General features: G+C 74.3%; 17 protein-coding genes. 11 read left to right on the forward strand and 6 right to left on the reverse strand.

Annotation, left to right across the window (positions count from 1 at the left end):
* Positions 1 to 6: 6 nt before the first annotated feature.
* From O7612_RS00075 to O7612_RS00100, 6 genes are all read right to left on the reverse strand, one after another.
* On the reverse strand, positions 7 to 3,048 hold the full coding sequence (locus O7612_RS00075; protein WP_282269284.1) for a CHAT domain-containing protein: 3,042 nt from the start codon (positions 3,046 to 3,048) through the stop codon (positions 7 to 9).
* 21 nt (positions 3,049 to 3,069) lie between these two features.
* Positions 3,070 to 5,469, reverse strand: a complete 2,400-nt coding sequence (locus tag O7612_RS00080; RefSeq protein WP_282269286.1) for a CHAT domain-containing protein — start codon at positions 5,467 to 5,469, stop codon at positions 3,070 to 3,072.
* A 28-nt stretch (positions 5,470 to 5,497) separates the two neighbouring features.
* Complete coding sequence (locus O7612_RS00085) at positions 5,498 to 6,532, reverse strand: hypothetical protein (RefSeq protein ID WP_282269288.1); 1,035 nt, start codon at positions 6,530 to 6,532, stop codon at positions 5,498 to 5,500.
* Positions 6,533 to 6,753: 221 nt separating this feature from the next.
* A complete protein-coding gene (locus O7612_RS00090) occupies positions 6,754 to 6,981 on the reverse strand; it encodes a hypothetical protein (protein WP_282269290.1) in 228 nt (75 codons plus the stop codon).
* A gap of 53 nt (positions 6,982 to 7,034) precedes the next feature.
* A complete protein-coding gene (locus O7612_RS00095) occupies positions 7,035 to 9,566 on the reverse strand; it encodes a caspase family protein (protein ID WP_282269293.1) in 2,532 nt (843 codons plus the stop codon).
* Between the two features lie 28 nt (positions 9,567 to 9,594).
* Positions 9,595 to 12,525: an AAA family ATPase gene (locus O7612_RS00100; RefSeq protein WP_282269294.1), complete on the reverse strand. Its 2,931-nt coding sequence runs from the start codon at positions 12,523 to 12,525 to the stop codon at positions 9,595 to 9,597.
* Between the two features lie 397 nt (positions 12,526 to 12,922).
* Here O7612_RS00100 and O7612_RS00105 point away from each other — a divergent pair, with 397 nt between their 5' ends.
* From O7612_RS00105 to O7612_RS00155, 11 genes are all read left to right on the forward strand, one after another.
* Positions 12,923 to 13,102, forward strand: coding sequence for a hypothetical protein (locus O7612_RS00105; protein WP_282269296.1), 180 nt, complete (start codon positions 12,923 to 12,925; stop codon positions 13,100 to 13,102).
* Between the two features lie 156 nt (positions 13,103 to 13,258).
* Complete coding sequence (locus O7612_RS00110; RefSeq protein ID WP_282269298.1) at positions 13,259 to 14,047, forward strand: hypothetical protein; 789 nt, start codon at positions 13,259 to 13,261, stop codon at positions 14,045 to 14,047.
* Entirely contained in the window at positions 14,031 to 14,462 is a 432-nt protein-coding gene (locus O7612_RS00115; protein ID WP_282269300.1) for a hypothetical protein, read from the forward strand. Before O7612_RS00110 ends, O7612_RS00115 begins: the two co-directional genes overlap by 17 nt.
* The gene (locus O7612_RS00120; protein ID WP_282269302.1) at positions 14,459 to 15,295 is read left to right on the forward strand and encodes a hypothetical protein; all 837 of its coding nucleotides are present in this window, start codon (positions 14,459 to 14,461) and stop codon (positions 15,293 to 15,295) included. The genes O7612_RS00115 and O7612_RS00120 overlap by 4 nt, the downstream gene beginning before the upstream one ends.
* Positions 15,295 to 16,491 (forward strand): OmpA family protein, encoded by a 1,197-nt coding sequence (locus O7612_RS00125; RefSeq protein ID WP_282269304.1) that lies wholly within the window; start codon positions 15,295 to 15,297, stop codon positions 16,489 to 16,491. The genes O7612_RS00120 and O7612_RS00125 overlap by 1 nt, the downstream gene beginning before the upstream one ends.
* Positions 16,488 to 18,791 (forward strand): protein kinase, encoded by a 2,304-nt coding sequence (locus O7612_RS00130; RefSeq protein WP_282269306.1) that lies wholly within the window; start codon positions 16,488 to 16,490, stop codon positions 18,789 to 18,791. Before O7612_RS00125 ends, O7612_RS00130 begins: the two co-directional genes overlap by 4 nt.
* A 45-nt stretch (positions 18,792 to 18,836) precedes the next feature.
* Positions 18,837 to 20,180 carry a hypothetical protein gene (locus O7612_RS00135; protein ID WP_282269308.1) on the forward strand — a complete coding sequence of 448 codons (1,344 nt, stop codon included), beginning with the start codon at positions 18,837 to 18,839 and terminating at the stop codon, positions 20,178 to 20,180.
* On the forward strand, positions 20,177 to 22,123 hold the full coding sequence (locus O7612_RS00140; RefSeq protein WP_282269310.1) for an AAA family ATPase: 1,947 nt from the start codon (positions 20,177 to 20,179) through the stop codon (positions 22,121 to 22,123). The genes O7612_RS00135 and O7612_RS00140 overlap by 4 nt, the downstream gene beginning before the upstream one ends.
* Positions 22,120 to 22,785 (forward strand): FHA domain-containing protein, encoded by a 666-nt coding sequence (locus O7612_RS00145; RefSeq protein ID WP_282269312.1) that lies wholly within the window; start codon positions 22,120 to 22,122, stop codon positions 22,783 to 22,785. The genes O7612_RS00140 and O7612_RS00145 overlap by 4 nt, the downstream gene beginning before the upstream one ends.
* A complete protein-coding gene (locus tag O7612_RS00150; RefSeq protein WP_282269314.1) occupies positions 22,782 to 23,981 on the forward strand; it encodes a hypothetical protein in 1,200 nt (399 codons plus the stop codon). The genes O7612_RS00145 and O7612_RS00150 overlap by 4 nt, the downstream gene beginning before the upstream one ends.
* Positions 23,978 to 24,634: a 4Fe-4S single cluster domain-containing protein gene (locus O7612_RS00155; protein WP_282269316.1), complete on the forward strand. Its 657-nt coding sequence runs from the start codon at positions 23,978 to 23,980 to the stop codon at positions 24,632 to 24,634. Before O7612_RS00150 ends, O7612_RS00155 begins: the two co-directional genes overlap by 4 nt.
* Positions 24,635 to 24,919: the final 285 nt, after the last annotated feature.

Below are 24,919 nucleotides of genomic sequence, written 5' to 3' on the forward strand. Positions count from 1 at the left end.
CCACCGTCAGCGACCGCTGTAGGTCAGCGCGGCCCAGAGCGCCGGCCCGGCCAGGTCGCTCGTGGTGACGGTGTTGCGGTGGGAGCCGGTCAGGGACGGCGGGAGAGTCCGGTCGGGGTCCAGCATCCACCGTTGCACCGCGGCGACCGCCGCCGCCGGTGACCGGCGGTGCTCGACGAGCTCCAGGTGGACCAGGAAGAGCGCGAGGGCGGCGACCGGCGCGGGCACCGCCCACCGCCAGCCGACGACCCCCACGAAACCGGCGTCGAGCAGGGCGGGACCGGGGCCGGCGGTGCTCTCCGAGAGCATCAGCAGGCCACCGGCGCCCCCGACGGTCGCCACGTCGAGCACCTCACCGTCGGCCAGGTGGAGTTCCGTGCCCCGCAGCCCGCACGCCAGGTGCACCATCGAGGCGGTGGACACGTGTTTGCGGACGTCGTCCGGGGTGCCGGTGCCCTCCACCGGCTCCAGGGCACGGCCGAGGCAGACCGACCGGGGGTAGCACAACCGGCGTACCGCCATCACCTCGGCCATCTCGTGGTCCCGGTCGCCACGGGGATTGACCACGAACAGGGGCGCGTCCGCCACCGACGCGACCGACCGCGCGGCGAGCCGGACCACCTGCGCCCCGGACGAGACGTGCGAGATGACCGCCTCCTGGACCAGACGGCGGCCGTCGCCGACGCGTACCGCGGGCAGCGCCAGCCGGTCCAGGCCACTGGTCGCCGCCAGCAGGAAGCTGCCGGGCGACCACCGTCGCATCACCGCCGGCCAGCCGGGGTCGTCCGAGGCCAGCGGATCGGTCACCGGGACGTTGGCGAGCACGTCGAGCCGCTCGGTGGCCGGATCGAGGCAGAGCACCCCGGCGGTCCGCCCCGCGTCGTCGGTCGGGTGCAGGTAGAGCAGGGTGACCGCGCCGACCTCCCGGACCGCGGCGGCGACGGTCGCCGGATCCGGCACCTCCGGCGGTGGCCCGGCGGGTGGTGTGACCCCGGTGAGCACCGAGAGCAGGTCCAGGACGAGCGGGTCGACGGTCGGCGGTCCGGGAGCGGCAGCCGCGGTCTCCAGGGCGTGGAAGGCCTCCGCACCCCGCCCCTCCGCGAGCATCCACCCGGCGAACCGGGCCGCCTCCCGGCGGTCCGGCCCGGCACCCCGCAGCGCGTGCCGGCCGGCGTCCCGGCTCCGCTCGTCGTCCCCGACGGCTCCCCGGCTGCGGTACGCCCCGGCCAGCCGCCACCAGGTGCGGGTGCGCAGGGCACCGTCGTCGAGCGTGCGGGCCGCCCCGGACAGCAGCGTGATCGCGGTGTCGAGGTCATCCGACAGCCACAGGTGGGCCGCGCCGAGAACCGCCGAGACCGGCGGCGGAACCCGTCCCGGGCCGGCGTCGAGCGCCGGCCGGTCGTCGTGGTCCAGCGCGTCGAGCGCCGCGCGCAACGCCGACCGGTCGTCGTGGTGCAGCGCGTCGAGCAGACCGCCGAGCCGGCCCAGAGCCGGGTCCACGGTGACCGGCCCACCGGCGTGCACCGCCGCCACCAGCCGGGCCTGCGCGACGGCGACGGCGAGCGGACCCCGCACGGGGTGGTCGGTCGGCACCGCGGCGAGGGCGGCGGCCAGGGCGTCCGGCTCGACCGGGGCACCGGCCCGAAGCGCGGTCACCGTCCGGCACAGTTCGGCGAGCGCCGTCACCGTGGCCGGCCGGCACGGGATCCCTGCCGTGTACCCGGGGAGCACGTCGGCGATCCCGGCGACCGCCCCGGACAGTGGTCGGGTGTCGTCCACCAGGCCGCCGGCCGCCTCGACGACCACCGCCGCGGCCGGATGGTCCGGCGGGACGAGGGTCACGGCGGTCCGCAGGTGTGCCGCGGCGGCACGGTGGGCCCCGCTGGTCGTCTCCCCGTCGTCGGCCCCCCAGCCGCTGCCGTCCCGGCTCTCCCGTAGGCACAACCCGATCGCCGCCAGCAACTGGTCGATGCCACGCTCGACCGGTTCGCCGTTCCCGCCGTTCCCGCCGGCCGCGCCATCACCGCCGGCCGCGCCACCCCCGTCGGCTGCGTCACCACCGCCGGTGGTGGCCGCGTGGACCGCGGCCCCGACGAAGGCGTCCAGGTCGCCGACGGCCAGCGTCGACGGACCGGTCGACAGGAGCGCGCGGGCCTGTTCCCAGACGGGCGACCCATCGCCGCCGGTCAGCGCCGCCAGCCGGTCCCGGGCCGCCCGGCGGGCCGAGTACCGCCCGGTCACCACGGGTGCGTCCGGCGGTCGCACCGGTCGACGCGGCGGGACCGTCGGCGCGGGGTCCTCGTCGCCCTCCAGGACGGCGACCGGGTAGTCGAGCGGATCGCCGGTGACCCACGTCGTCGACGGCAGGCCGTCCCGCTGCAACCGCTGCAACGCCGCCAACGCCTCCATCATCTTGCCGAGATCGAGACGGGTGGGGTCACCGCTCAGCAGCGGCTGGATCGACTCCGCGATGGTGAGCAGGCTACGAGCCGCGGTGGTGAACGCGGCGCCGAGCGGTGGCCCGGCCAGGACCTCGCGGAGCAGCCGGGACGCGGTCACCGCGTCGTCCTGCGCACCGGGCGACAGCCCGGTCAGGAAACCGGCCCGTGCGCTGGCCGGACTGAGCGCCTCCGTCGTCCGCTGGAGATGCAGCATGGCGAGCGAGAGCCGCGCCATGCCGACCGCCGTCGGGGACAGGTCGGGAAAGGTGAGCGCCTCGTCGAGGACGAAGATGCCGGTCTCCCGGTCCTTCGTCGCGCCGCCGTGCGTGCTGTGCCGGGCCGCCAGAAGCTGGCCGAGCCGGAGGGCCACCTCGCCGCGCGCCGGATCGTCGGGATCGAGCAGCCGGTACGCCTCGTCCCACACCTCGATCGCGGCGGAGAGGTCACCGAGCGCCGCGGGCTGACCCGGCCCGATCCGCCAGTAGACCAGCTGGAGTTTCTGCCCGACCTGCACCAGCGTCGGCAGCCGCGCCCGACCGTCCAGCCGGCGGAGCCTGTCGTGGAGTTCGGCGATCTCGGCCCGGAGCTTGGCGACCTCGTCGTCCATGGCATTGCACCTCTCGGTCGGTCACTGTCCCCAGTGGGTGAATCCGGCCCAGGCCACCACCCGTGCGGGGTCGGTGTCGTCGAGCATCCGGCGCAGCGCGGGCGGCATGTGCCGGGGCGGTCGCCGCTGGCCGTCGAGCATCCACATCTGCGCCCGGCGCAGCGCGTCCCCGGGCGGGTGCCGCTCGGCCACCAGGTAGTGGTGGAACATGTACATCAGCAGGGAGGTCTCGCCGTCCGGGATGCTCCACTGGGTGGACAGCACCGATCGGGCCCCCGCCGCCAGGAACATCGTGCCGAGGCTGTAGGCCTCGTCGTAGCCGTGGACCGACCGGCCGGTGTGGCAGGCGGCGAGCACCACCAGCCCGACGGGCCGCCGGTCGACCCCGGTCATGACCTCGACCAGTTCGTCCGCGGTCAGGTCACCGCCGGCCAGGAGCAGCCGCGACGAGGCGGTGGCGGGGGCTGTCTCCATGACGCCGTGCGAGGCGAGGTGCAACAGGCTGCCGGCCGGAGTGCCCTCGGCGCGCAGCCAGGACCGGACGTCGTCGGCGGTGCCCGCGCCGGAGGGGCTGACGCTGCCGTCCGGCCGGCGTCCGACGTAGGTGGCGCCGGGATAGAACACCTGGTGGATCCCGTACGCCTCCAGCCGCGCCGAGCGCAGGCTGCCCGCCCGGGGGCCGGTGTCCGGATCGGCGAGCACCAGCCCGGTCCGGGCCGTCGGCGCCCGCTCGGCCGTGGCGGTGTCGCACAGCATCCGGGCCGACGCCGCCTGGGAGAGGGCGACCCGCTGCACCAGGTACGTCCCGTCGGGGGCGAGTGCCGCCTGCCACGGCACCCGGGCCAGGTCACCCATCGGGACGAGCACGAGCCGGGGAACGCGCCCCGCGTCGAGGTACGGCCCGACCACCGGCCCCATCGCGGCCTTCCAGGCCCAGGTGCAGAGCGCGTCGAGCCGGTCGGTCAGGACGTCCTGGTCCATCGACCCGACCTCCCGGGGATCCCGGGCGGCCAGGGCGGTCAGGTACCGCTCGACGTCCGTGCCGGCCCCGATGGAGAGCAGGGACAGCGCCAGGTAACGCGCCGGCCCCTCGACCGGGGCGATCACCGCCCAGCCCGGCGACGGGGCGATGGCGGGCACCAGGTAGACCAGCGCGTCCACCGCCAGCCGGCGCAACGCCCCCTGGATCTCGGTGAGGTCGGGCGGGTCGAGCAGGCCGGTATCCTGGGTCAGCGCCGTCAGGACCCGCTCGCGCAGCCAGGGCGAGGGGTGTTCCGTGGCTCGCCACTCGTCGGCCAGGTCCCGGTGCCCGGCCTCGGCGAGCCGGGTGTACGGGTCGCGCCACGCGGTCGTGGCGAAGAGCAGCAGACCGCGCCCGGCGTCCAGTGCCCGGAGCGCGTCCGCCGGCTGGTGCCGGCTCAGACACCCGCCGGCGATGTCCACGGCCACGTCGACCGCCTCCCGGGCGGCGGCGCGGGCGGCGGCCGGCTCCGGCTGCCGCAACACCTGCCAGGCGTAGCCGCGGAGCCCTTCGAGGGCGGCCCGCCGGGCCAGCGGCTCCCGCCCACGCCGGCGGAGCAGCATGGTGAGGAGTTCGTTGACGAGCGCCCAGGCCGGATGGGCCGCGTCGCCGGCCAGCGTGCGTGCCTCCTCCAGCACGGTGATCGCCTCGTCCACGTCGGCCAGCGCCCCGCCCACCTCCGCACGACGGGCCAGCCCGAGCCCGAGCGAGGTCAGGCACATGACCCGGTACGGGTGGTGTCCGGGCAGCGATGCGACGACCGCCCGGAGATCGTCGAGGCCGGCCTCCACCCGCTCCGGGTCCGCCGCGTCGTCGGGGCGCATGGCCAGGCCACCCCGGACCATCAGGTGCAGCGCGCGTTGCGTCTCGGACGCCTCCGGCCCGGGGTCCGGGAGCTGCGCCTCCGTGTCGTCCATGCCGGCGTAGAGCGCGTCGAGCAGCGGCGCGACGTCGGCCAGCGCCCCGCCCAGCGGGTCGCCCGGCGGCAGCTCGTCGGCGCGGACCCGCAACGCGGCGAACAGCGCCCGCGCGGTCCCGGTGTCGCCGTCCCGGTGGGCCTGTGCCATGCGGAGGAGATCCGGCATCAGCGCGCGTGTCGGCTCGACCGCCGGTGCCGCGCCCGGCACCGCCTCGGTCAGCTCGTCCAGGCTCGCCAGGGCCGCGCGCATCCGGCCGGGATCGAGCATCGGGGAGCCGCGGAGGAGCCCCAACGCCGACGCCGTGGCCTCGGCCAGCGCCCGGACCTGCCGGTCGTCGGCGAACTCCCCGGCCAGCTGGTCCAGGTCGGCCAGCGCGCCGGGAACGTCGGTCACGTTCCCGGCGACGGCCGCCCGCCCGATGGCGACGATGCGGACGATGGCCGCCTGCCGGTCGGGCGGTGACCTGTCCGGCTGTCCCATCCGTCCACCCCTTCCCTCGTTCCGACTCCTACCGTCCTGACGGACGGTTCCGGCGGCCCAGCAGCTCGACGACGGTCGCGACGATCCGGGCCAGCCGGTCCGGATCACCGACCAGGGCGGCGACCTGCTCGGCGTTCACCGGGTCGTGCCCCGGCTCGCGGTCCAGGTCGGATGACGCCGGAAGCGTCCCGAACACCACGGCCAACACGTCGGCGACCACCGTGTGGACCTCCTCCCCGGCGGCCACCCGACGTTCCATCAGGGTGATCGCCCGGTCGGCCAGCGCCAGCAGCAGCGCGTCGTCGACCTCGTGCCGGGGCACCAGGGCGAGCGGTTCCGGTTCGGCGTGCCCACCGGACGGGTCGCCCACCGGGGAGTGGACCGGCGCCTGCTTGTGGCCCAGCGGTCGTTCCACGTTCCGCTCGTACCAGGGGGTGCGACGCCGCATCGCGGTCAGGACGAGTTCGACCTCGGCCGCGACCACCGCCTCACCGACGGTGTGGTCCCCGGTGACGACGATCCGCCGCTCGGTCCAGGCGGTCAGCGGCCAGAGTCCGCCGCTGACCGTCGCCTCCACGCCGACCCAGTCGAGGATCGACTTGGCCAGCTCGACCAGCCAGGTGTCCCGCTCGAGCGCGTCGGCCAGCCAGTTCGGCACCCGGGGCCGCTGCGCCGCGCCGCGCCGTCCACGGCGACGGCGATGGCCGTCCACGGTGGCCCGGGGCAGCTGCACGGTGAGCCAGCCCTCCAGGTTGGTGATCGGCCGATCCGCCCGGACGAAGAGGTCGTCGACCACCGCCTCGACGTCGTCGTGGAAGCGGTCCAGGCAGTCGGGCTCCAGCCGGTGCAGCCCGGCGGCGCAGTGGTGGTGGCCGCGCCTGTGCTCGACCGGCCGGGTCACCCGCAGGTAGACCAGCGGCCAGACGATCTCGACCGCGCCGGCCCGCAGCCACCGTCCCTCCTCGACCGACGCTTCCCGGACGCGCCGGGCGAGCAGCCCCTGCCGGGCCAGTTCCCGGACGGTGTCCGCTGCGGAGTGCTGCTGCTTCCTGGTACCGGCCACGGGAGATCCTCCGTACCTCGACGGGTGCGCCGATCGGCTACGTGTCGATCGTCTGGGCCGCGGGCCGGTCGGCCGAGGCACGCCGGAGGAGATACCGCGAAATACGTACGGGCGTCGGCGGATACGTACGGGCCGGGTTCCCCGTACGGAACCCGGCCCGTCGTCGTCCGGTCAGGACCACCCGTCGTCCGGGCGGCAGGCCCGGCCGGTGTGCTGTCCGGTCAGGACATCTCGCTGGGCGGACGCGGCCCACGGTCCAGGTCGAGCACCACACTGGAGGTGGCCGCGCCGTTGAGGTAGACGGTGACGGCGCGGCCGTCGGCGTCGTTCAGCTCCAACGCGACGGACCTGCCGTTGAGCATCGCGTCCCGCACCTGCAGGGCGATGGCCTCCGCGGTGGCGTCCGGGATCGACCACTCCTGGTTTCCGATGACGAGCTTCTTGGCCATGCGCGTACTCCTCTGCGTGATAGGGGTCGGTGGTCGTTGCCGGTCGGGGAGGGTCAGCGGACCCCGTCGACCGAGTAGGTGAAGGAGAAGTCCTGCGGGTGCCGCTCGTGCCGGCCGATGCCGAACCGCTCCTGGGCCAGCAGCGAGGTGCGGTACAGCCCGATGCTCGGTCCGACCAGGTCGGTCAGTAGCTCGTACGCCGTGTTCACCAGGACCGCGGCGGCGCCCAGCACCGCGACGGCGACGGCGGCCTGCGGCGCGGCCAGCGCCAGCCCGGCCACCTCGACGCCCGCGGACTGCACCGCCGGGCTGGTCAGCCTGTCCGCCAGCAACGCGCTCAGGTCGCGACTGCCGGTGGTGTCCCGGCTGACCCAGACCGCGATGTCCAGGAAGTCCACCGCCGGCCCGTGGTAGATCAGCACGTTCTCCAGCGGCAGCCGCTCGTGGTCGCGGATGTTGCTGAACCGCAGGGTCCGTGCCCAGTGCGTCGGCCGGTCGCCGGATCCACCGGTGAGCACGAGCGTGTCGACCCGGATGTCGGCGTCGCCGAACGCCCGGTTGCGGTGCACCACCAGGTCGGCGATGCGGACGGCGACCCTGGTCGGCGTCGCGCCGCGCGGGGCGAGCAGCCGGACCGGTTGCTCCGGCCGGTCGTCGACCAGGAAGGTCGCCCGCTCTGCGGTCGGCGGAGGGGTCGGGCTCACCATGAAGTCGATGGACGCGACGGCGTACCGGACCCGGGTGGCGGGGGCGTCGCCGACCTCGCGGTACCCGCCGGTGGCGATCTGCGACAGCAGGCCCGACAGCCCGAACCGGGCGGTGGCCGGAGTTCCGGAGCCGCCGTCGCGGACGCCGTGCTGCCGCAGCACGGAGGTGTCCACCGGCCCGTCGCTGATCAGCGCCAGGACCGTCTCGGGTCGTGCGGTGGCGGTCTCGATGCCCTCCGGCCAGGTCAGGTCGACCCCGGTGAGCCGCTGGAGGTCCTCGTGCCAGCCGTAGGTGTAGGACCGGCCCGGGGCGAGCCGGACGCCACCCGGGTCGGAGTGGGTGAGCACCGACACCCGGGACGAGACGCCGATGTCGAGCAGGGACACGTACACCGGGTCGTCGCCCTCGTTGCGCACCCGGAAGTAGATGCGTTCCCCCGGATACGCGAAGAGCAGCCCGCCGGAGAGCGCGAGGGGCTCCTCCCGCCCGTCGCGCACCCGACCCCACTCGATCCGCACCGCGTGCGGCAGGGGCCGGTCCGGGTCGCCGGTCAGCCGGCGCAGCGCGGTGGCCTGGGCTATCCGTTGCAGATTGGCGACGATCGCGTCGACACCCGCCGCCGTGGCCGGGTAGGGCGGGTGCAGTGGACCGGCCTCGTCCCGTACCGCCAGCCGGCCCCGCGCGTCGACGACGACCTCGACCGGGGCGGGATCGGCCGGCTCGGGTCCGGCCGGTCGCAGCATCGCCCGCGCGGCCACGGCGTCGCGCAGCAGCGCACCGGCCGGGTGGTCGGCCGGCAGCCGCACCGGCATCGCGGGCGCGGCGGCGCGGGTGCGGTACCCACGGGCGTCGGCGGGCACCGCCCGTCCGGCGTCGACGGGCCGCAGCCGGGCGACCGCCACCGTGGGCAGCAGACCTTCGACGGTGGCGGTGCCGACCGCCGGCCCGTCGTCCGGCCCGGCCGCGCCACCCGGCATGATGGCGAACTCGTCGCCCACCTCGACGCCGAGCAGCGGCGCACCCAGCAGGTGGATCCGGTCCGGTCCCTCGACCGAGACCGGCAGCGCGTCGAGCACGTCCGGCTCGGTCGTCTCGAACGGCTGGCGTCCCGACGGCCCCTCCACCTCGGGCCGCTGGACGGACGCGAACGTCTGCACCCGCCGCCGGACCGTGTCCAGCAGCGTGGACCAGCTGACCCGCTGCCCCTGCGCCGCCCGGAGCGTCCGGGACAGCGCGTCGGTGAACAGGCCCATCTGCGTGCCGTCACGGTTGGCGGTCTCCCACGCCGATTCCGACGGCGCGCAGGCGACCACCCGTACCGCGTGCGGGTTGCCGACCGGGTGCCGGCGGTCGACCGGCAACCCGTTGGCGACCAGCGCCCGGACGTGCCGCTCGACGTCCTCGTACGTCGGCGTCCACCGCGACGTCGCCGTCCGCAGCAGCGCCTTCACCCGGTGACCGGGCTGCCGGGACATGTGCGCGGCGTGGCAGCAGTCCAGCACGACGGTGACGTTCGGGGTGTGGTCGGTCAGCCGGGCGAGCAGCACGGACAGCTCCACGTCGGTGATGCCGCGGAAATCCTCGTCGTCCGAGTCGGTGTAGTCGTCCGGCACGATGAACTGCAGGTCCCGCCCGTCCGGCACCAGCAGCCGGCCGCCGTGGCCGCTGTAGTACACGACGAGGGCGTCGTCCGGGCCGGCGTCGGCGACGAGCTTGCCGTACGCGTCGAGGATCCCCGCCCGGGTGGCGTACGGCGTCACCAGCCGCTGCACGGTGAAGTCCCGTGGCTCCAGGGCCTGCGCCATCGCCTCGACATCGTTGAGGACACCGGCCAGTCCGTTGGTCTGCGCACCGATCAGGAGGGCTCTCCGCGTCATGCCCGGCACTGACGGACAGGTGCGGTGCTCAGTCGAAGAAGCGCTCCCGGCGGGCCAGGGCGACCGCCTCGGTGGCGCTGTGCACGTTCAGCTTCCGGTAGATCCTGGTGAGCTGGGTCTGCACGGTCCGCAGGCTCACGCCGCGCGCCTCGGCGATCCGGGCCGCGTCCTTCCCGTCGTACAGCATCCGTAGGACCTCGAACTCGGCCGGCGTCAGGCCGTACGGCAGCCGGGCCGGCACCGGTCGTTCGCCCAGGCTGAGGCCGATCTTCGGGGCGAGCTCCTCGATCCGTTCCGCCAGCGGCCGGGCACCCAGCGCCTGCGCGATCCGGTAGGCGTCGCGGGCCGGCTCCCGGGCGGCGGTCTTGTCGCCGGTCCCGTCGGCGGCCAGCGCCGCGAGGGCCTGCCGCCAGCGGGCGTACGCCGCCGGGTACGGCCGGTCCAGTTCGGCCCAGCCGACGGCGACCCGCTTCCAGCCCAGGGCGCTGTCCGTCCGCCCGATGCGCCGCCGTTCCGCCGTGCAGAGCGCGACGAGCTGCTGGAGTTCCGCCGTCAGTTGCCCGGCCGTCGTCGTTGACGACCGGCGTACGACGTCCCGGGTCAGGCCGGCGAGCCGGTCACCGACGACGCTCGCGCCCCGTGGATCGGTGGCTGCCCGGTCGGCCGCGCAGCGCATCCCCAGTGCGAACAACCGCAGCAGCTCCAGGGCGTTCTCTCCCCTGTGGACCGCCGCGACTCCCCGGCTCACCTCGTCGGCGGCCCGGGCCAGGTCGCCCTCGCCGAGGGCCAGCTCGGCCCGGACCGCGTGCAGCGGCCCGAGGAACCGTGGATCCTCACCGTGCTCCACGTTCTCGATCGAGGCGAGCAGTTGGTGTGCCTGCGGGAAGGCACCCTGCGCCACCTTGATCTCGGCGAGCGTGAGACGCGGGTAGAGGCTCTCGGCGGGGGACCGGTCCAGGCTCGCCTCGGTGATGATCCTCTCGGCGTCCTCCCACTCGCCGAGCAGCACGAGCGCGGCACTGGAGTTGTTGGCCAGCAGGATGCCCTGCCGGCTGCCCGCCAGGTCGAGCCGGCGGGCCTCCTCCAGGCCCTCCCTGGTCACCGAGGCCGACTCGCGCAGTCGTCCGGTGTGCTCCAGGATCAGGCCCAGATTCGCGTACGCCCGCAGGAGGTCCTCGATGTGGTGGGCCGAGCGGGCGATCTCGAGTGACCGGCGGAGCCGGCGCTCGCCCTCGGGGTCGCCCAGCATGCCCAGCGCGAGGCCGGAGATGCCCAGCGCCCGGCCCCGCTCGGCCTCCGCCCCGACCTCGGTCGCCAGGGCGAGCGCCGCGTCCGCGGTGTCCCGACCGTCCTGGTAGTGGCCCGCCTGGAGGTGGGCCAGGGCGATCCCGGCCAGCACCCGCGCCTTCACCGCCGACGGCGGGCTCTCCGCCAGCAGCTCCGCCGCCTGCCGGAACGCCGCGCCGTACTCGGTGCGTCTGCCGGCCTCCCACAGGTAGGTGGCACGCCGCTCGTGCAGCTCACCCAGCCGGCCCGGGTCACGACCGTGGTCCGGCGCGTCGATCGCCCGCCCCACCAGCTCCAACGCCCGGTCGAGGTGGCCGGACCAACGGGCCGCCTCGGCCGCCTCGGCGAGCAACTGCGGGTGGGTCACGCCGGCCCGGGTCTGCGGGTCCTCGACCTGCCGCCACAGGCTCAGCGCGCGGTCGAACTGCGCCTGGGCCGAGGCGAACGCCAGGGTACGGGCCGCAGTCTGTCCGGCCTGGACGGCTGACCCGAGTGCCTGCGGCCAGCTACCCGCCTGGTACCAGTGGCCGGCCTGTTCCGCCACCGCCGACCCCTCGGACAGGCAGAGCCGGGAGTCGGCGGCCAACGCCTCGGCCATCGCGACGTGCAGGTCGACCCGGGTGTCCCGGACGGTCTGCTGGTACACCACCTCCCGCATCAGCGCGTGCCGGAACCGGTACACGTCGTCCTCGTGGTCGGCGACCAGCATCTGCCGGTCGAAGCACTCCTGGAGCGCGTCGCGCAGCGTCTCGGCGGGCAGCCCGCTGACCGTGCGTAGCAGCCGTCGGCTCATCGCCCGACCGGCCACCGCAGCCACCCGCAGCACCCTGAGCGCGTCCTCGCTGAGCTCGCTCAGCCGGGCGAGCATCACCGACCGGATGTCCGGCGGCAGCTCGACGTCCTCGTCCCGGCCGGTCAGGGCACCGGCGGCGAGCAACTGCTCCGCGTAGAAGGGGATCCCGTCGGACCACCGCAGGCAGCGCGCCGCGAGCTTCGGGTCGACCCGCTCGGCGTCGCCGGCAGCGAGGAGTTCGCGCATCTCCGCCAACGTGAACGGGGCCAGCTCGAACCGCTCGGTCCGGCGCAGGAACGTGGTGCCGGCAAAGAGCTGCCAGAGCAGTTCGCCGCGCGGAGGATTGGCCCGGTAACTGCCGACGAGCAGTAGCCTACGCCCCTCCGGACTGGCCTGGCCGAGGTGTCGCACCAGATCCAGCGTCGACGGATCGGCCCAGTGCAGATCTTCCAGGATAAGAACGACCGGCGCTTCCGCGCCAATTTCGTCAAGCATCCGACGCACCGCGAGGAAAACCTGCTGGGGCGCACCCATCGAGTCGCTGCCCAGCTCGAAGAAAACTGTCAACTTCTGGTACGCCGAGCCACCGAGTTCGGCGGCGCGTGCAGCACCGTGCTCCCGGCCGAACATCTCCAGCGCTTCGAGCAGCGGCCCGTACGGCGTGGGGCTGCCGAAGCGTTCCTCGCAGGTGCCGGCCAGGACGTGAGCGCCGGATCCCCGCGCCTGGAGCGCGAACTCGCTCAGCAACCGGCTCTTGCCGACGCCGGGCTCGCCGCCGACCAGCACCGTCCGGGCCGTGCCGCGCCCGGCCTCCGCCAAGCGTCGCCGCAAAAGGCCCAGCTCGTCCGCACGGCCGACGAACACCGACTCCTCTGGCACCTGCACCACCTTTACCCGGCTCTACCGATTACGGATGTCACGCTGGTCCGCCACAGGAACTGCCGACAATGCGGTCCCGCTTTCCCGTGTTCCACGTGTGGGTGAAGCGCCCGAAGAGTCGGACCAACGAAGGTTACCCACCATGGCGCATGAAGTCGCATAACGTGAACGGCGCGAAAAGTCATTTCCTATGGCGATCAGCCAGGGCGACAGACGGCTCAGGGGGTGGGCGACCGGCGATTCAGGCCATCGGAGGGAAACGACAGGTCGACAGATCCGGATGAACGTCGTGACCGGGGTGTTACGCCGACTGAACGGACGGACGACTGCCGATCAGCCGGACGCCCGGCATGCTGGCGTACGCACACCACACCGACCAGCGGACGGGAACGCGACGATGGGTGACGATCCGGCCTCGGCCCAGACCCCCGACGAGCTGCGCGAATACCTCGTCTCCGAGCTGCGCGCGGCGGGCCCGGCGGAGGATCCGGCCGCGGTGACGGCCGCACTCGAGGAGCGGCTGCGCCGGGTCGACGCGATGCTGGCCGCACTCGAGGAACCCACCGACCCCGACTAGACCGCGCCCGCCCCCACCGGCGTCCACGGCCGGTGTCGTCCGTCCGTCAGATATCGGCATGGTCGACCGAACCCTTCCGCCCCGGTGGCTGTCGCTCCCCGCCCACCGCACGGCGTCCGTCCGGTGCCGACGGGCCGCCGGGGCCGGAGTGGTCGGATGAGCGCGGCGCAGTTGGCCGAGCTGGCCGCCCCGCTCCCCTACCCGCGCTGGGAACGGTTCGTCGACCGACACCGGGGGCGGCAGAGTGGACGCCGCCGGGCTCCCGGCTACAGCAACCTGATCGCGCATCTCGACGCGGGCGACCCGATCACCGCCCCCCACCACGAGAAGCTGAACCGGCAGTGCCTGGTCCGGGTGCACGACGAGCTGCTCGACTTCGAGAAGCGGGTCGCGGTGACCGGGCAGCGGGTCGTCCGGCTGCGGCACGACCTGGTGGCGGCCGAGCTGAGCCTGAAACGGGGCGCGGTCGCCCTCGCCGCCGCGAAGGCGCCGTTGACCGAGGACGAGTTGCGGCCCCGCAACCCGACGGAACTGACCCTGGATGGTGCGGCGCTGCTCAGTCGCCGCACCGCGATGCGGGCGCACCGGATCGCGCTGGCCGCGGCCGAGTACGAGCGGCGGATCGCCGTCATCGACTCCCTGCAGGCCGCCATCGGCGACGCGCGGCAGGAGATCGAACGCGAGTTCCGCGTCGCGCAGGCCCGGGTCGCCCGGCTGCGCGAGCACTACGCCCTGCGGGCGGCGACCTTCTGGGAGGCGGTCAGCCTGACCCACCCCGAGGGCCGCCAGTTCGCCGTGCTGCTGCCCCGGATCCGGCAGGAGCTGCCGGGGTGGGTGGGCCGCAGCGCCGGCGACGTCGCGACGGAGCTGTCCCGGCTGACCCAGATCACCACCGCCGACACCGGGGACGGCCAGGAAGGGGAAGACCGTGAAGCTACGGCGTAGCCGACGCCTACCGTACGACCTGAGGCGGGTCCAGGCCGCCCTCGGGAAGCTGCACCGGCGTCCCGCTGCGAAGCTCGACCTCCAGCACGCCCGCCAGGGCCTGCGCGAGCTGGTCAAGGCGATGGCCGAGGACCGCGACGACGCCGAGATCACCGCGGAGATCGACGCCTACGTCGATGACCTGCTCGCCGGGTGGCGCAGCGCCGCGTGGCGGCGGCACCGGGCGGTGCTGGCCGAACTCGACCGCCTCCAGGTGCCCGTGGCGCAGGTGGTCGACCGGATCGGGACGCTCGACCACGACGACGAGCACCGGCAGCGGGAGATGACGGGAGCGGTCCACAACATCCTCGACCAGATCATCGACGAGGACGCGCCCTACCGGCACCCGCTGCCGGCCCGACGGACGGAGACGTGACGGTGGACGAGCAGAGCCGACCGACGGACCCGGCGTCCACCGGCCCGGGGGTGGCCCACGGCGACCTCGGCCAGATCGCCGGCCGACCACGGTGGGTGTTTCCGGTGACCATGCTGGTCCTGGTCGCGGCAGCCGCCGTCGACCTGGTCACCTTCCACCAGGTGCTGCTCCTCGCGCTCGACGAGACCGAGGAGATGATCTGGGCCGCGGTGGTCGGCTTCGTGGTGGTCACGATCGCCCTGTCCCACCACACCGGGCTCCAGGCCCGGCAGGCCACGAACGCCCGCAACGTGCCCGGCGCGCGGCTGACCGCGTGGCTGTGCCTGCTGGTGTGGGCCGGGTTGGGCCTGATGGCCTTCCTGTTCCGGCTCGTCGTCGCCGAGCCGTCCGCCGCCGGGGCGTCGTTCGACGTCGACGTCGAGGCGCTGACCGAGACGCCCGAGGACCACTCCCAGACCCTGTCCGCCCTGCTCTTCCTGGCCCTCTACCTCGGCACCGGGGTGATCTCCGGGCTGGCCGGGTTCCTCCGCTTCGAGCCGGCCGCCAGACAGTACGGCCGGGCCCGGGCGCGACTGACGACACTCGCCCGGCGACGGGCCGAGAGCGGCTGGCTGCTCACCGGTGCCCGGGAGATCCAGGGCGCGATCGACCGCGAGCGGGAACGCCAGGAGGAGGAGCGGATCCGGACCGAGGGCGAGTACCAGGCGCTCGCCCAACGCCTCAAGCGCGAGGCACGCACGCTGCTGCACACCATCCGCGGCCGGCAGCGGGCCGCCGCGGGGCCGGCGCACCCGGCCGGCCCGGACCCGATTCCCGAAGGAGACACCGCCTGATGGCCAGGATGAAGAGGCCGGTCGTTGCCGTCGTCGCGGCCCTGACGCTCACCGTGACCGGGTGCGCCGACGAGCCCGCCCCCCAGCCCCCCGTCACCTCGTCACTCGCCTGTCCGGCGGCCGTCCCGGGCGCACGACCGGCCGCGGTCACCCTGATCGTCGGGGCACGGGCCAACAACCCCCGACCCGACCTGCCGAAGGACGTCCGCCGGCTGGTGGAGTCGGCCGCGCAGGGCGGTCAGGAGATCCGGATCGTCCGGCTGGACGGTGAGCCGAGCATCGCGCTCACCGCGACGTTCGAGAGCAACCAGAAGAACGACGCCCGTAACGACAGCAAACTCGACGACTTCATGAAGCGGACGCTGGGCGTGGTCCAGAAGCTGGAGCCGAAGGTGGCCGAGGCCGACGGGCTGGCCGCGCTGGCCGAGGCCGGACGGATCACCCCGGAGGGGGGCCTCGTGGTCTTCCTCGACTCGGGGCTCTCCACCGCTGGCGCGCTGAGCTTCACCGACGTGGCGATGTTCAGCGCCGAGCCGGCCGACGTCTCCGCCTTCCTGCGCAAGGAGGAGCTGATGCCGGGCCTGTCGGGTCGTACGGTGGTCTTCGTCGGCCTCGGCAACACCGCCGACCCCCAGCCGGTGCTGAACGGGAAGCTCCGCGGCCGGGTCACCGCCATCTGGGAGGCCGTGGCCAGGGACGCGGGGGCGACCTGCGTCGACACGCTGGCCGCCGACTCGCGGCGGACCGCTGTGGACTACCCGGTCGGGGTCTCGGTGGTCGCCCTGCCGGCGCCGCCGCGACCGCCCGAGCGCTGCGGCACGACCGTGCTGGCCGACAGCAACTCGGTGGGTTTCGTCGTCAGGACCGCCCGGCTCCGCGAGCCCGAGGAGGGTCGGAAGGTGCTGCGGCAGCTCGCCGACCAGCTCAACGCCGGTGATCAACGGATCCTGCTGGTCGGCGTCACCTCCAGCGAGGGCGGACGCGCGTACAACGAGAAGCTGTCGAAGGACCGGGCGGCGGCGATCAGGACGGAGCTGGTCAAGCTCGGGGTCGACGCCGGCCGGATCCGCATCCGGGGTGACGGGCCGGGCGGCAGGTACTTCACCCGTGACCTCACCGCGGAGGGAGTCCTCATCCCGTCGGCCGCCGCGCGCAACCGGGCCGTCGTCGTCGAGCTGACCTGCCCGAAGTCGTGACCGGACCGCACCCGCCCGGGGAGGAGACCCGGCTGGACCCCGGCCGGGGCGGGGCCGGGTGGGACCGTTCCGCCGACGAGCCGGCGACGCAGCTGGACCCCGGGCGGGTGCGGCCGGACGACCGGGAACCGGCGACGGAGCTGGATCCGGGGCGGGTGCGGCCCGGCAGCCGGGACGTGCCGCCCTGGGGCCGGCGGCTCCCCGACCGGTTGGGCACCCGGTTCCAGGTGCTGCGCGAACTCTCCACCGGCGGCGAGGGCGACCTCTACGTGGTCCAGGAGCGGGCGACCGGGCTCGACCGGGTACTGAAGCTCTACCGGGCGGGTGCCGGCCCGGACCCGCAGGTCACCGGGTACGTGCGGGAGTCCCGGCGCAGCCGTCACATCGTCGAGCTGTTCGAGGCCGACACCGCCGACGGCCACCACTACGAGATCATGGAGTACCTGGCCGGGCACACGGCGGCCGAGCTACGCCGACGCCACCCGGGCGGGCTGGACCCGGCGCTGCTGACCACCCTGCTGGGCCAGATCACCGAGGCGCTGGCCGAGCTGCACGCCGCCGGCATCGTCCACCGGGACCTGAAACCGTCGAACCTGCTGGTGCGGACCCTCGATCCTATCGAGATCGTGCTCGTCGACATCGGCATCAGCCGGTACGTCGACGACGTCGAGGCGCTCACCCGCAACCGGGACACCGGCACGATCCGGTACCGGCCGCCCGAGTTCATCGCCGGTGGCGTCATCTCGCCCGCGTACGACTGGTGGTCGCTGGGGATCACCCTCTTCGAGCTGGCGACCGGCGGACAGATCCTGGCGGGCCTGGGCGACGACGTCGCACTGAACGTCCGGTACACCACCGGCGTGCTCGACGTCTCCGCCGTCACCGACGAACGGTTCCGGCTGCTCTGCCGCGGGCTCCTCACGCCCGATCCCGACCGGCGCTGGGGCACCGACCAGATCCGGAGCTGGCTGGCCGGCGACTCACCGTCGGTGGCCGCGACGTCGACCGCCCCCGCACCAGGCACGCCGCACGCCGCCGATCGGCCCTACCGCTATCTCGACGTCGACTACTGGTACCGGCCGGAACTCGCCATGGCCCTGACGGAGACCTGGCAGACCGCTACCGCGCTGCTCTTCGGTGCCGACCCGACGCCCGACCAGCGGCTCGGCGAGTGGCTACGGCAGTTCCCGGACCGCCCGAAGACCCGGACCAGGGGTCGCCGGCCGAGTCGGGACGTCCGGCTGCTGGCCCGGTTGCAGGCGATCGACCCGGCCCGCCCGCCCGTCTACCGGAACGAGAACATCGCCGTCGACCGGCTGTACGGCCTCGCCGCCCAGGCGCTGAACAGCGTCGGCAGCAGCGCGGACGTGGTGGCCGAGCTCTGGGCGTTCGACCTGCTGCCGGTGCTGTCCGCCGGCTCGGCGGCACCGGGTCTCAGCGGTGGCCAGGGCCTGCGGGAGGTCCGCGACCGCTGGCGGCGGGAGCACCGGCACCTGACCTCCCCCGCGTCGCTGTCGGCGGTCGCCGACGCCGAGGCCCGCGCGGAACTGCGGCGGCTGCTCCGGGACGAGGCACCCCGGTTCCACGCCCTGACCCTGCTGGCCGCCGTGGCGACCGAGGACCAACGCCAGGCGGTCCGGCGGGACCTGACGCAACGCGCGCAGCAGGTCGAGGAACCCTGGTTCGCCACGCTCGTCGCCCAGCCACGGCACCTGTGGCTGGCGTACGCGCTGGCGCCGTTCGCCGAGAGCACCGCCGAGCGGAAGGCGGCCGAGGAGGAGGCCGCCCGCGCCCGCCGGGAGTGGCTGCGGCGGACCGAGGCGATCCGGGAGTGGTCCCGGCGACAGAACCGGCCCCGGGCGCTGGCGCTGGCCGTCGGTGGCGTCTGCGCCCTGGTCGTCGTGCTGGCCGCGATGGTCGGCATCGGTGACGCCGTCGACGTGGTCCCCGACGCCACGATCGTCGACGCGTGGTTCGCGGTCGTCGCCGCGACCGGCGTCGCGCTCACCTTCGAGTCGCTGCTCGCCTGGACGATCGGTGGGCGCTTCCGGGCGTACTCGCTGCTGGTCTCCGCGGCGGTCACCGTCGGCCGGCTGGCCCGCCGGGTGACCGGGCGGCAGGCGGCGCTGGCGGTGGTCGGGGGCGTGCTCGTCGGTGCCGGGCTGCTCACCGCGTACCTGCCCGTCGTCACGCCGGTGGCGGTGGCCGTCCTGATGGTGGTCTGGACCATCGGCCGCTACCTGGCCTGGCTCGACGAGGTGGCACGGGAGCGTGCCGACATCGCGGCGGCCGGGTCGTGACCGGTGACCGGGCCGTCCGTCAGGTACAGCCGTGAGGGGGTTCCGATGAGTTCAGGTGGCATCGTCATCCTGCCGGTCGCGGTCGTGGCCGCCGCCGGCGCGGCCGTGGTGCTCACGGCAGCCGGCACGGCCGTGCTGCTGGTCAACGCGGCCGGAGCGGCGGCCGAGGGCGCGCTGCGCGCTGTCGGGGACTACGGCGAACGGCTCGAAGCGGAGTTGGCGGCCCTGGCCGAGGCCGAGGCGAAGGCCGCCCGTTGGCAGTGCGTCGCCGCCGACGTCGTCGGGCTCAACGCCCGGATCCGGTTGCTGGAACGACGGGCGGCGGGCAGTGGACCGGACCTGGACGTCCCCCCTCCGGTCGTCCTGAGCGGCGGCACGATCGACCAGGTCAGACAGCGGATACGGGAGACGGAACAGGCCCTGCTGGCGGCGCAGCGGGAACTGGACGCGGCCGTGGCGCAGCGGGAACTGGCCGCACTGGTGGCCGCCCTGCCACCGGCCGCCGCCACGCCGGACACGATCGCCGCGGTCCGGGCCTGCCGGGAGGCGCTGTCCCGGCGGTACTCCCCCGGGGTACGCCCCGAGCCGGTCGACTCCCGCCGCGCCGGCCGGCGGGTCGAGGACGTCCTCGCCGGGCTCGACCCGGACGCGAACGCCGACGAGCGGGCCGAGGCAGTGGCGGGGGCCGCGCTGGTCACCGCCCACCCGACGGAGAGCGCCAGCTATCTGCGCGCCCTCCGTGGCACGGTCCGGGACCTCAACGCGAGGATCGCCCGCCGCCGGCTCGCGGCGCAGTGGCTGACCACCCTCGACGACCGCGACGTGGCCGTCGCGCTGGTCCGCAACGGTCCACCGGCCCCGCTGCGCGACACGGCAGCCAGGCTGCGCGCGGTGGTGGACGGCCGGGCGGAGCTGACCCCGCAGCTACGCCGCGCGGGCACCGAGCTGGTGACCTGGGCCGGGGAGATGGTCCGGCAACGGTTCACCCGTGACCTGGTGCTGCGGCTCCTGCGCGACGAGGGCTACACCGTCGAGGCCGAGGTCGACACGCGGCACACGGCCGGGCTGCGGGTCAGCCGCGCGGACTGGCACGGCGAGCACACCGCGGACGTCTGGGTGGACGAGGCCGGCACGATCCACGGTCGGGTCCTGCGGGAGCTCAGCGCGGCCGGCGACGAGGCGGAGCTGCGGGACCGCTCCCGCTGCGACGAGTTCGCCGACCACCTCACCGTCCTCGCCGACCGGCTCGACACCGGGACCGGCACGGCCGAGGTCTCCGTGAAGCGTGGCCACCGGCCCGAACACCGTCAACGGGACGCGGCGGCCTTCGACACCGGTACGACGCGACCGACCGCGGCCGAGGCCAGGACCCGGGAGGCCGGTCGATGAGCAGTGACGCACCGCGCCGCGCCGCGTTCCTGCCGGGCTTCCCGGCCTTCGCCAACGAACTCGCCGGGACGCTGGCGGTGCACGCCCAGTACGTGTTGCACGGCAACATGCGCGACCAGTTCCTGATCCAGGCGCCCGGATCGACGCCGCGCCCGGCGTCGATGCTCTCGGTGCTCTGGTCCGCGCTACAGCCGAGTGGTTTCCAGAGCCTGATCTGCTACGACCCGGTCGACGGCGTCACCGTCTATCCCGAGGAGAGCTTCCCCGTGGCGGAGAAGCTGCTCGGTCCCCGGGTGGTCGGACGCCGGCTGCCCCTGGAGAAGCTCCGCGCCCACCTGGCCCGGGTCGTCGGCGTACCCGAACAGCCGCCCCTCGACGGTGAGGGTTCGGCGACGCCGGGCAGCCGGTCCGTCGGCACCCCGGCGGTCCGGGTCGCCTTCGTGGTCGACCACGCGGCGCGCATCGTCCGGGTGCCCGGCCAGCTCGATGCGCCGGAGCGGGACTTCTTCCTCTTCTGCCACCGGCTGGCGCTCGTCGCGAAGCCGTTCGCCCTGCCCGGCCCGCGGCCCACGCCGCTGTTCAATCCGGTCGTCTGGCTGACCGACGGGGAGCGGGACCTGCCCGTCTGGTTCACCGCCGGGGTCGAGCCGATCCGCTCGATCGCGGTCGGCATGCCGACGCTGGAGGAGCGGACCGTCCTCGCCCGGCTGCTGGCCCCGACGCTGCCGGCGACGCCGCCGGCAGCCCCACCCGGGACACCGGAGTTCGCCGACACCTTCGCCAAGCGGACCGACCGGATGACCCTGCGGTCGATGATGGCGGTCGTCAGACTGGCGCGGGACCGCCGCATCGGTCCCGACCGGATCGCCGACGCCGTACGGATCTACAAGCTCGGGGTGGACGACGACCCCTGGCGGCGCAGCAGCGTACGGGAGCAGATCACCCGGGGCGAGCGCATGATCGGTCAGCGGATCAAGGGCCAGGACCGGGCCATCGGCAAGACGCTCGACATCCTCAAGCGGGCCGCGCTGGGCCTCTCCGGCGCGCAGGCGACCAGCACCGGCACCCGCCCGCGCGGGGTCCTGTTCTTCGCCGGACCGACCGGTGTCGGCAAGACCGAGCTGGCCAAGCAGGTCGCCGACATCCTCTTCGGGGACTCCGACGCGTACCTGCGTTTCGACATGAGCGAGTTCGCCACCGAGCAGGCGGCCGACCGGCTGGTCGGTGCGCCACCGGGTTACGTGGGCTTCGAGGCCGGCGGCGAGCTGACCGGGGCCGTCCGGCGCAAGCCGTTCCAGGTGGTCCTCTTCGACGAGATCGAGAAGGCGCACCCGCTGGTCATGGACAAGTTCCTGCAGATCCTCGAGGACGGCCGGCTCACCGACGGGCAGGGGGTGACCACGCACTTCACCGGGTGCGTGCTCATCTTCACCTCCAACCTCGGAATCCTGGTGATCGACCCGCAGACCGGGCAGCGGGAGCAGATCGTCCACCCGGGAACGCCCTACCAGGACCTCGATGCGAAGGTGAAGGCGGCGATCCGCGACCACTTCACCGTGCGGATCGGCCGACCGGAGCTGCTCAACCGGCTCGGCGACAACATCGTCGTCTTCGACTTCATCAGCCCGGAGATCGCCCGTGAGATCTTCGATCTCCAACTGGCGAACGTCGTCGAGCGGGTCGAGCAGGAGTTGCAGATCGACCTGGAACTCACCGACCGTGCCCGCGAGGAGCTGAGCGAGCTCTGCACCGCCGACCGGGACAACGGCGGTCGGGGCATCGGGAACCTCCTGGAGAGCAACCTCATCAACCCGCTGGCCCGTTTCCTGTTCGCACAGGACCTGCCGCCGGCCAGCGCCGTCGAGGTCACCGGCATCAGCCCGGGTGACGACACCGTCCTGCCGGCGGTGCGGGCGACCGTGACCAGGGCGGGCCGGCGATGACCCAGCGGTGCACGGTGGGCGGGGAACTGCACGGTCCCGAGGTGCCGTTCTGCCCGGAACACCTCTGCGAGCTGGCCCCCTACGCACCCGGGCCGGGCGGGAACGGGCCGCGACCGGACGGCACCGCACCCGGACCGGACGGCGACGGGCCGCAACCGGGCGGGGACAGGCCCGGGCCGGGCGGGGACGGGCCGCGACCGGACGGTACCGCGCCCGAGCCGGGCGGGGACGGGCCGCAACCGGGGGTACCGGTCACGACGTGCTGGAACTGCGGGACACCGCCGGCGAGCGAGACCAGCACCGAATGCCTCGCCCCGGACTGCCGCCGACCGCTCACCCCGCCGGCGATGCTCGTCGTCTTCGCCTACGGGCAGGTCGAGATCGCCCCGGGCGGGCAGGCCGAGCTGGGCAGACACGGCGCGTACGGGCGGCTCTTCCGGTCGTACCCGAACGTCTCCCGCCGGCACGCGGTGCTCGGGGTGGATCCGGACGGACGCGCCTGGGTCACCCCCGCGCACACCCCGAACGGCACCTTCGTCAACGGCGACGAGATCCCGGCGGCGCAGCGGTCGCTCGCATCCGGGGACCGGATCCGCCTCGCGCGCGACGCCGAGGGCACGGTCACCCTCTTTCCCCGGCAGCGGAACAGGACCCCCGAATGAACCTCCTCCGACGCCTGGCGGAGCGGCTGCGGGCCGCCCTGGCCGCGATCCGTGGCCTGGAGACCGGCATCGTCACGCCCCTGCCGCCTCCCCTGGTGGACCCCCGTACCAGCACCGCCAGCCTGGTCGGCCGGGCCGAGGCCCGTGGCGCGGCGGATGCCGGGACGGGCATGCTGAACAGCTGGTCCTTCGGCGGCCCGGAGTTCCCCGGCTCCGACATGTTCGACCCCGGCTACGTGCGGACCCTGCGACAGGAGTGCGAGGTCGCGGTCGCCACCCTCCGCGAGCAGCAGGCCATCACCGAGGCCCGGGCGGCACACGTCCGGCGGTGGCGGGACGAGGCCGACGACCTGATGGCGGCGGCCCGCGCCAGGATGCGCGACGTCGCCGTCCGCGAGGCCGAACTGGAGGCCCGGACCGTCCGGCGACGGCAGCGTCGGGCCGGGGTCGACGTGGCGGACCTCCCGGCGGCGCCGCTGGAGGACGCCCTGTGGGAGGGGGAGACGAGGACCCTCGGCCCGCTCTGGCGGTTCCTCATCCTGCTCGGACTGGTCGCGGCCGAGATTCCGGTGCAGCTCGCGGTGTACGGCTACTTCCTGACCGGGGTGCCGGGCGTACCCGACCTGGCCCTGCCGCTCGCGCTGTCGACGTCGCTGCTGCTGGTGCTCGGCCCGCACGTGGCCGCGCTGCTGCTGCGGGCCCGCCAGGCCACCGGTGGTGAACGGCGGGTCGGGCTGGCGGTCCTCGCCCTGACCGCGCCCTGGCTGCTGGTGGCGGTCCTGCTCGGACTGCTCCGCGGGGTGATCTTCGAGGCGGATCCGGCCAGGTTGCAGCGGCTGCACCTGACACCCGTCACGGTGGTCGTCATGTTCGTCGCGGTGATGCTGGTCATCGGCGTCATGGCGTTCATGCTCGGGCTCTCCCGGCGGCATCCGTTCCAGGAGGCGTACGTGCGCCAGCGCGGCCGGCGCAACCGGCTGGACAGCATGTGGAGCGCGATGGCGCAACGGATCCACCCGGCCCACCAGGAGAGCGGGGCCGACCTGGCCGAGCAGGAACGGTCGGTCCGCGCCTCGTATGCGGCGGCCGAGGAGGCGTACTTCACGGCGCTGGCGCGTACCGTCGGCGACCCCGCCTTCACCGAAGCCGTCCAGCAGCGCCGGGGACGTCGCCCCACCGATGGCGGGCTGACGTGAGCACGATCCGGGTCAACCGGACGCACTTCCCGGTGCACGCCCTCGGCCCCGGTCCCCGGTTCGGCGTGTGGGTGCAGGGCTGCCCGCTGGCCTGCGCCGGCTGCATGTCCCTCGACACCTGGGATGCGCACACCGGTGCGGAGATGACGGTGGCCGACCTGCTCGACCGGTGGGTCGACGCCCTGGCACGCGGAGCCGGCGGTGTCACGGTCAGCGGCGGGGAGCCGCTGGCGCAGCCGGGGCCGTTGCGCGCCTTCCTGGAGGAGGTCGACCGCACCCGGTCCGGCCTGCGGTCCACGCCGGACATCCTGCTCTACACCGGCTACGAACCCGCCGAGTTGGACGACGCCCAGCGGGAGGCCGCCGCCCTCGCGGACGTCCTCGTCACCGGGCGCTTCCTGGCCGGACAGCCGACCCGGCTGCTCTGGCGCGGCTCGGCGAACCAACGGATGGTGTTGCAGACCGACCTCGGCCGGCGGCGGTACGCCGCGTTCGTCGACCTGACGCCGGACCGGACGCCCCTGCAGGTGGAGCCGGACCCGGCCGGCGTCTGGATCATCGGTACGCCACGCCGGGGCACGCTGTCCCGGCTCGAACGCGGACTACGCCACCGGGGGCTCGGTCCGGAGTCGGTGACCTGGCGGCCGGAATAGGTGGCGGCCGGGACCATTGTCGACGGTAGGCCGGCGGGAATGCCACGGACGACACGAATACCCGACCGTCCGGTCGCCCTGCGGTGGCCCGGCCGACCGCCGGAAGTGGGGCGTCGGGTCGCCGGGACGCCCGGCCGGCGCGATCGGAATGCGCGGTGGCCAGGGCCGCCACCGGGGGCCGGCGGCTCCCCGGGAGCCGGACGGGCCCGCCGCAATAATGGTCGCCGCTATGCGACGAACAGCGTCCGCTTCCGAAAATACGGCAACCGTGCTGCGCCATGGCGG

The organism is Micromonospora sp. WMMD987 (genome assembly GCF_029581435.1).
Taxonomy (GTDB): Bacteria; Actinomycetota; Actinomycetes; order Mycobacteriales; family Micromonosporaceae; genus Micromonospora; species Micromonospora rifamycinica.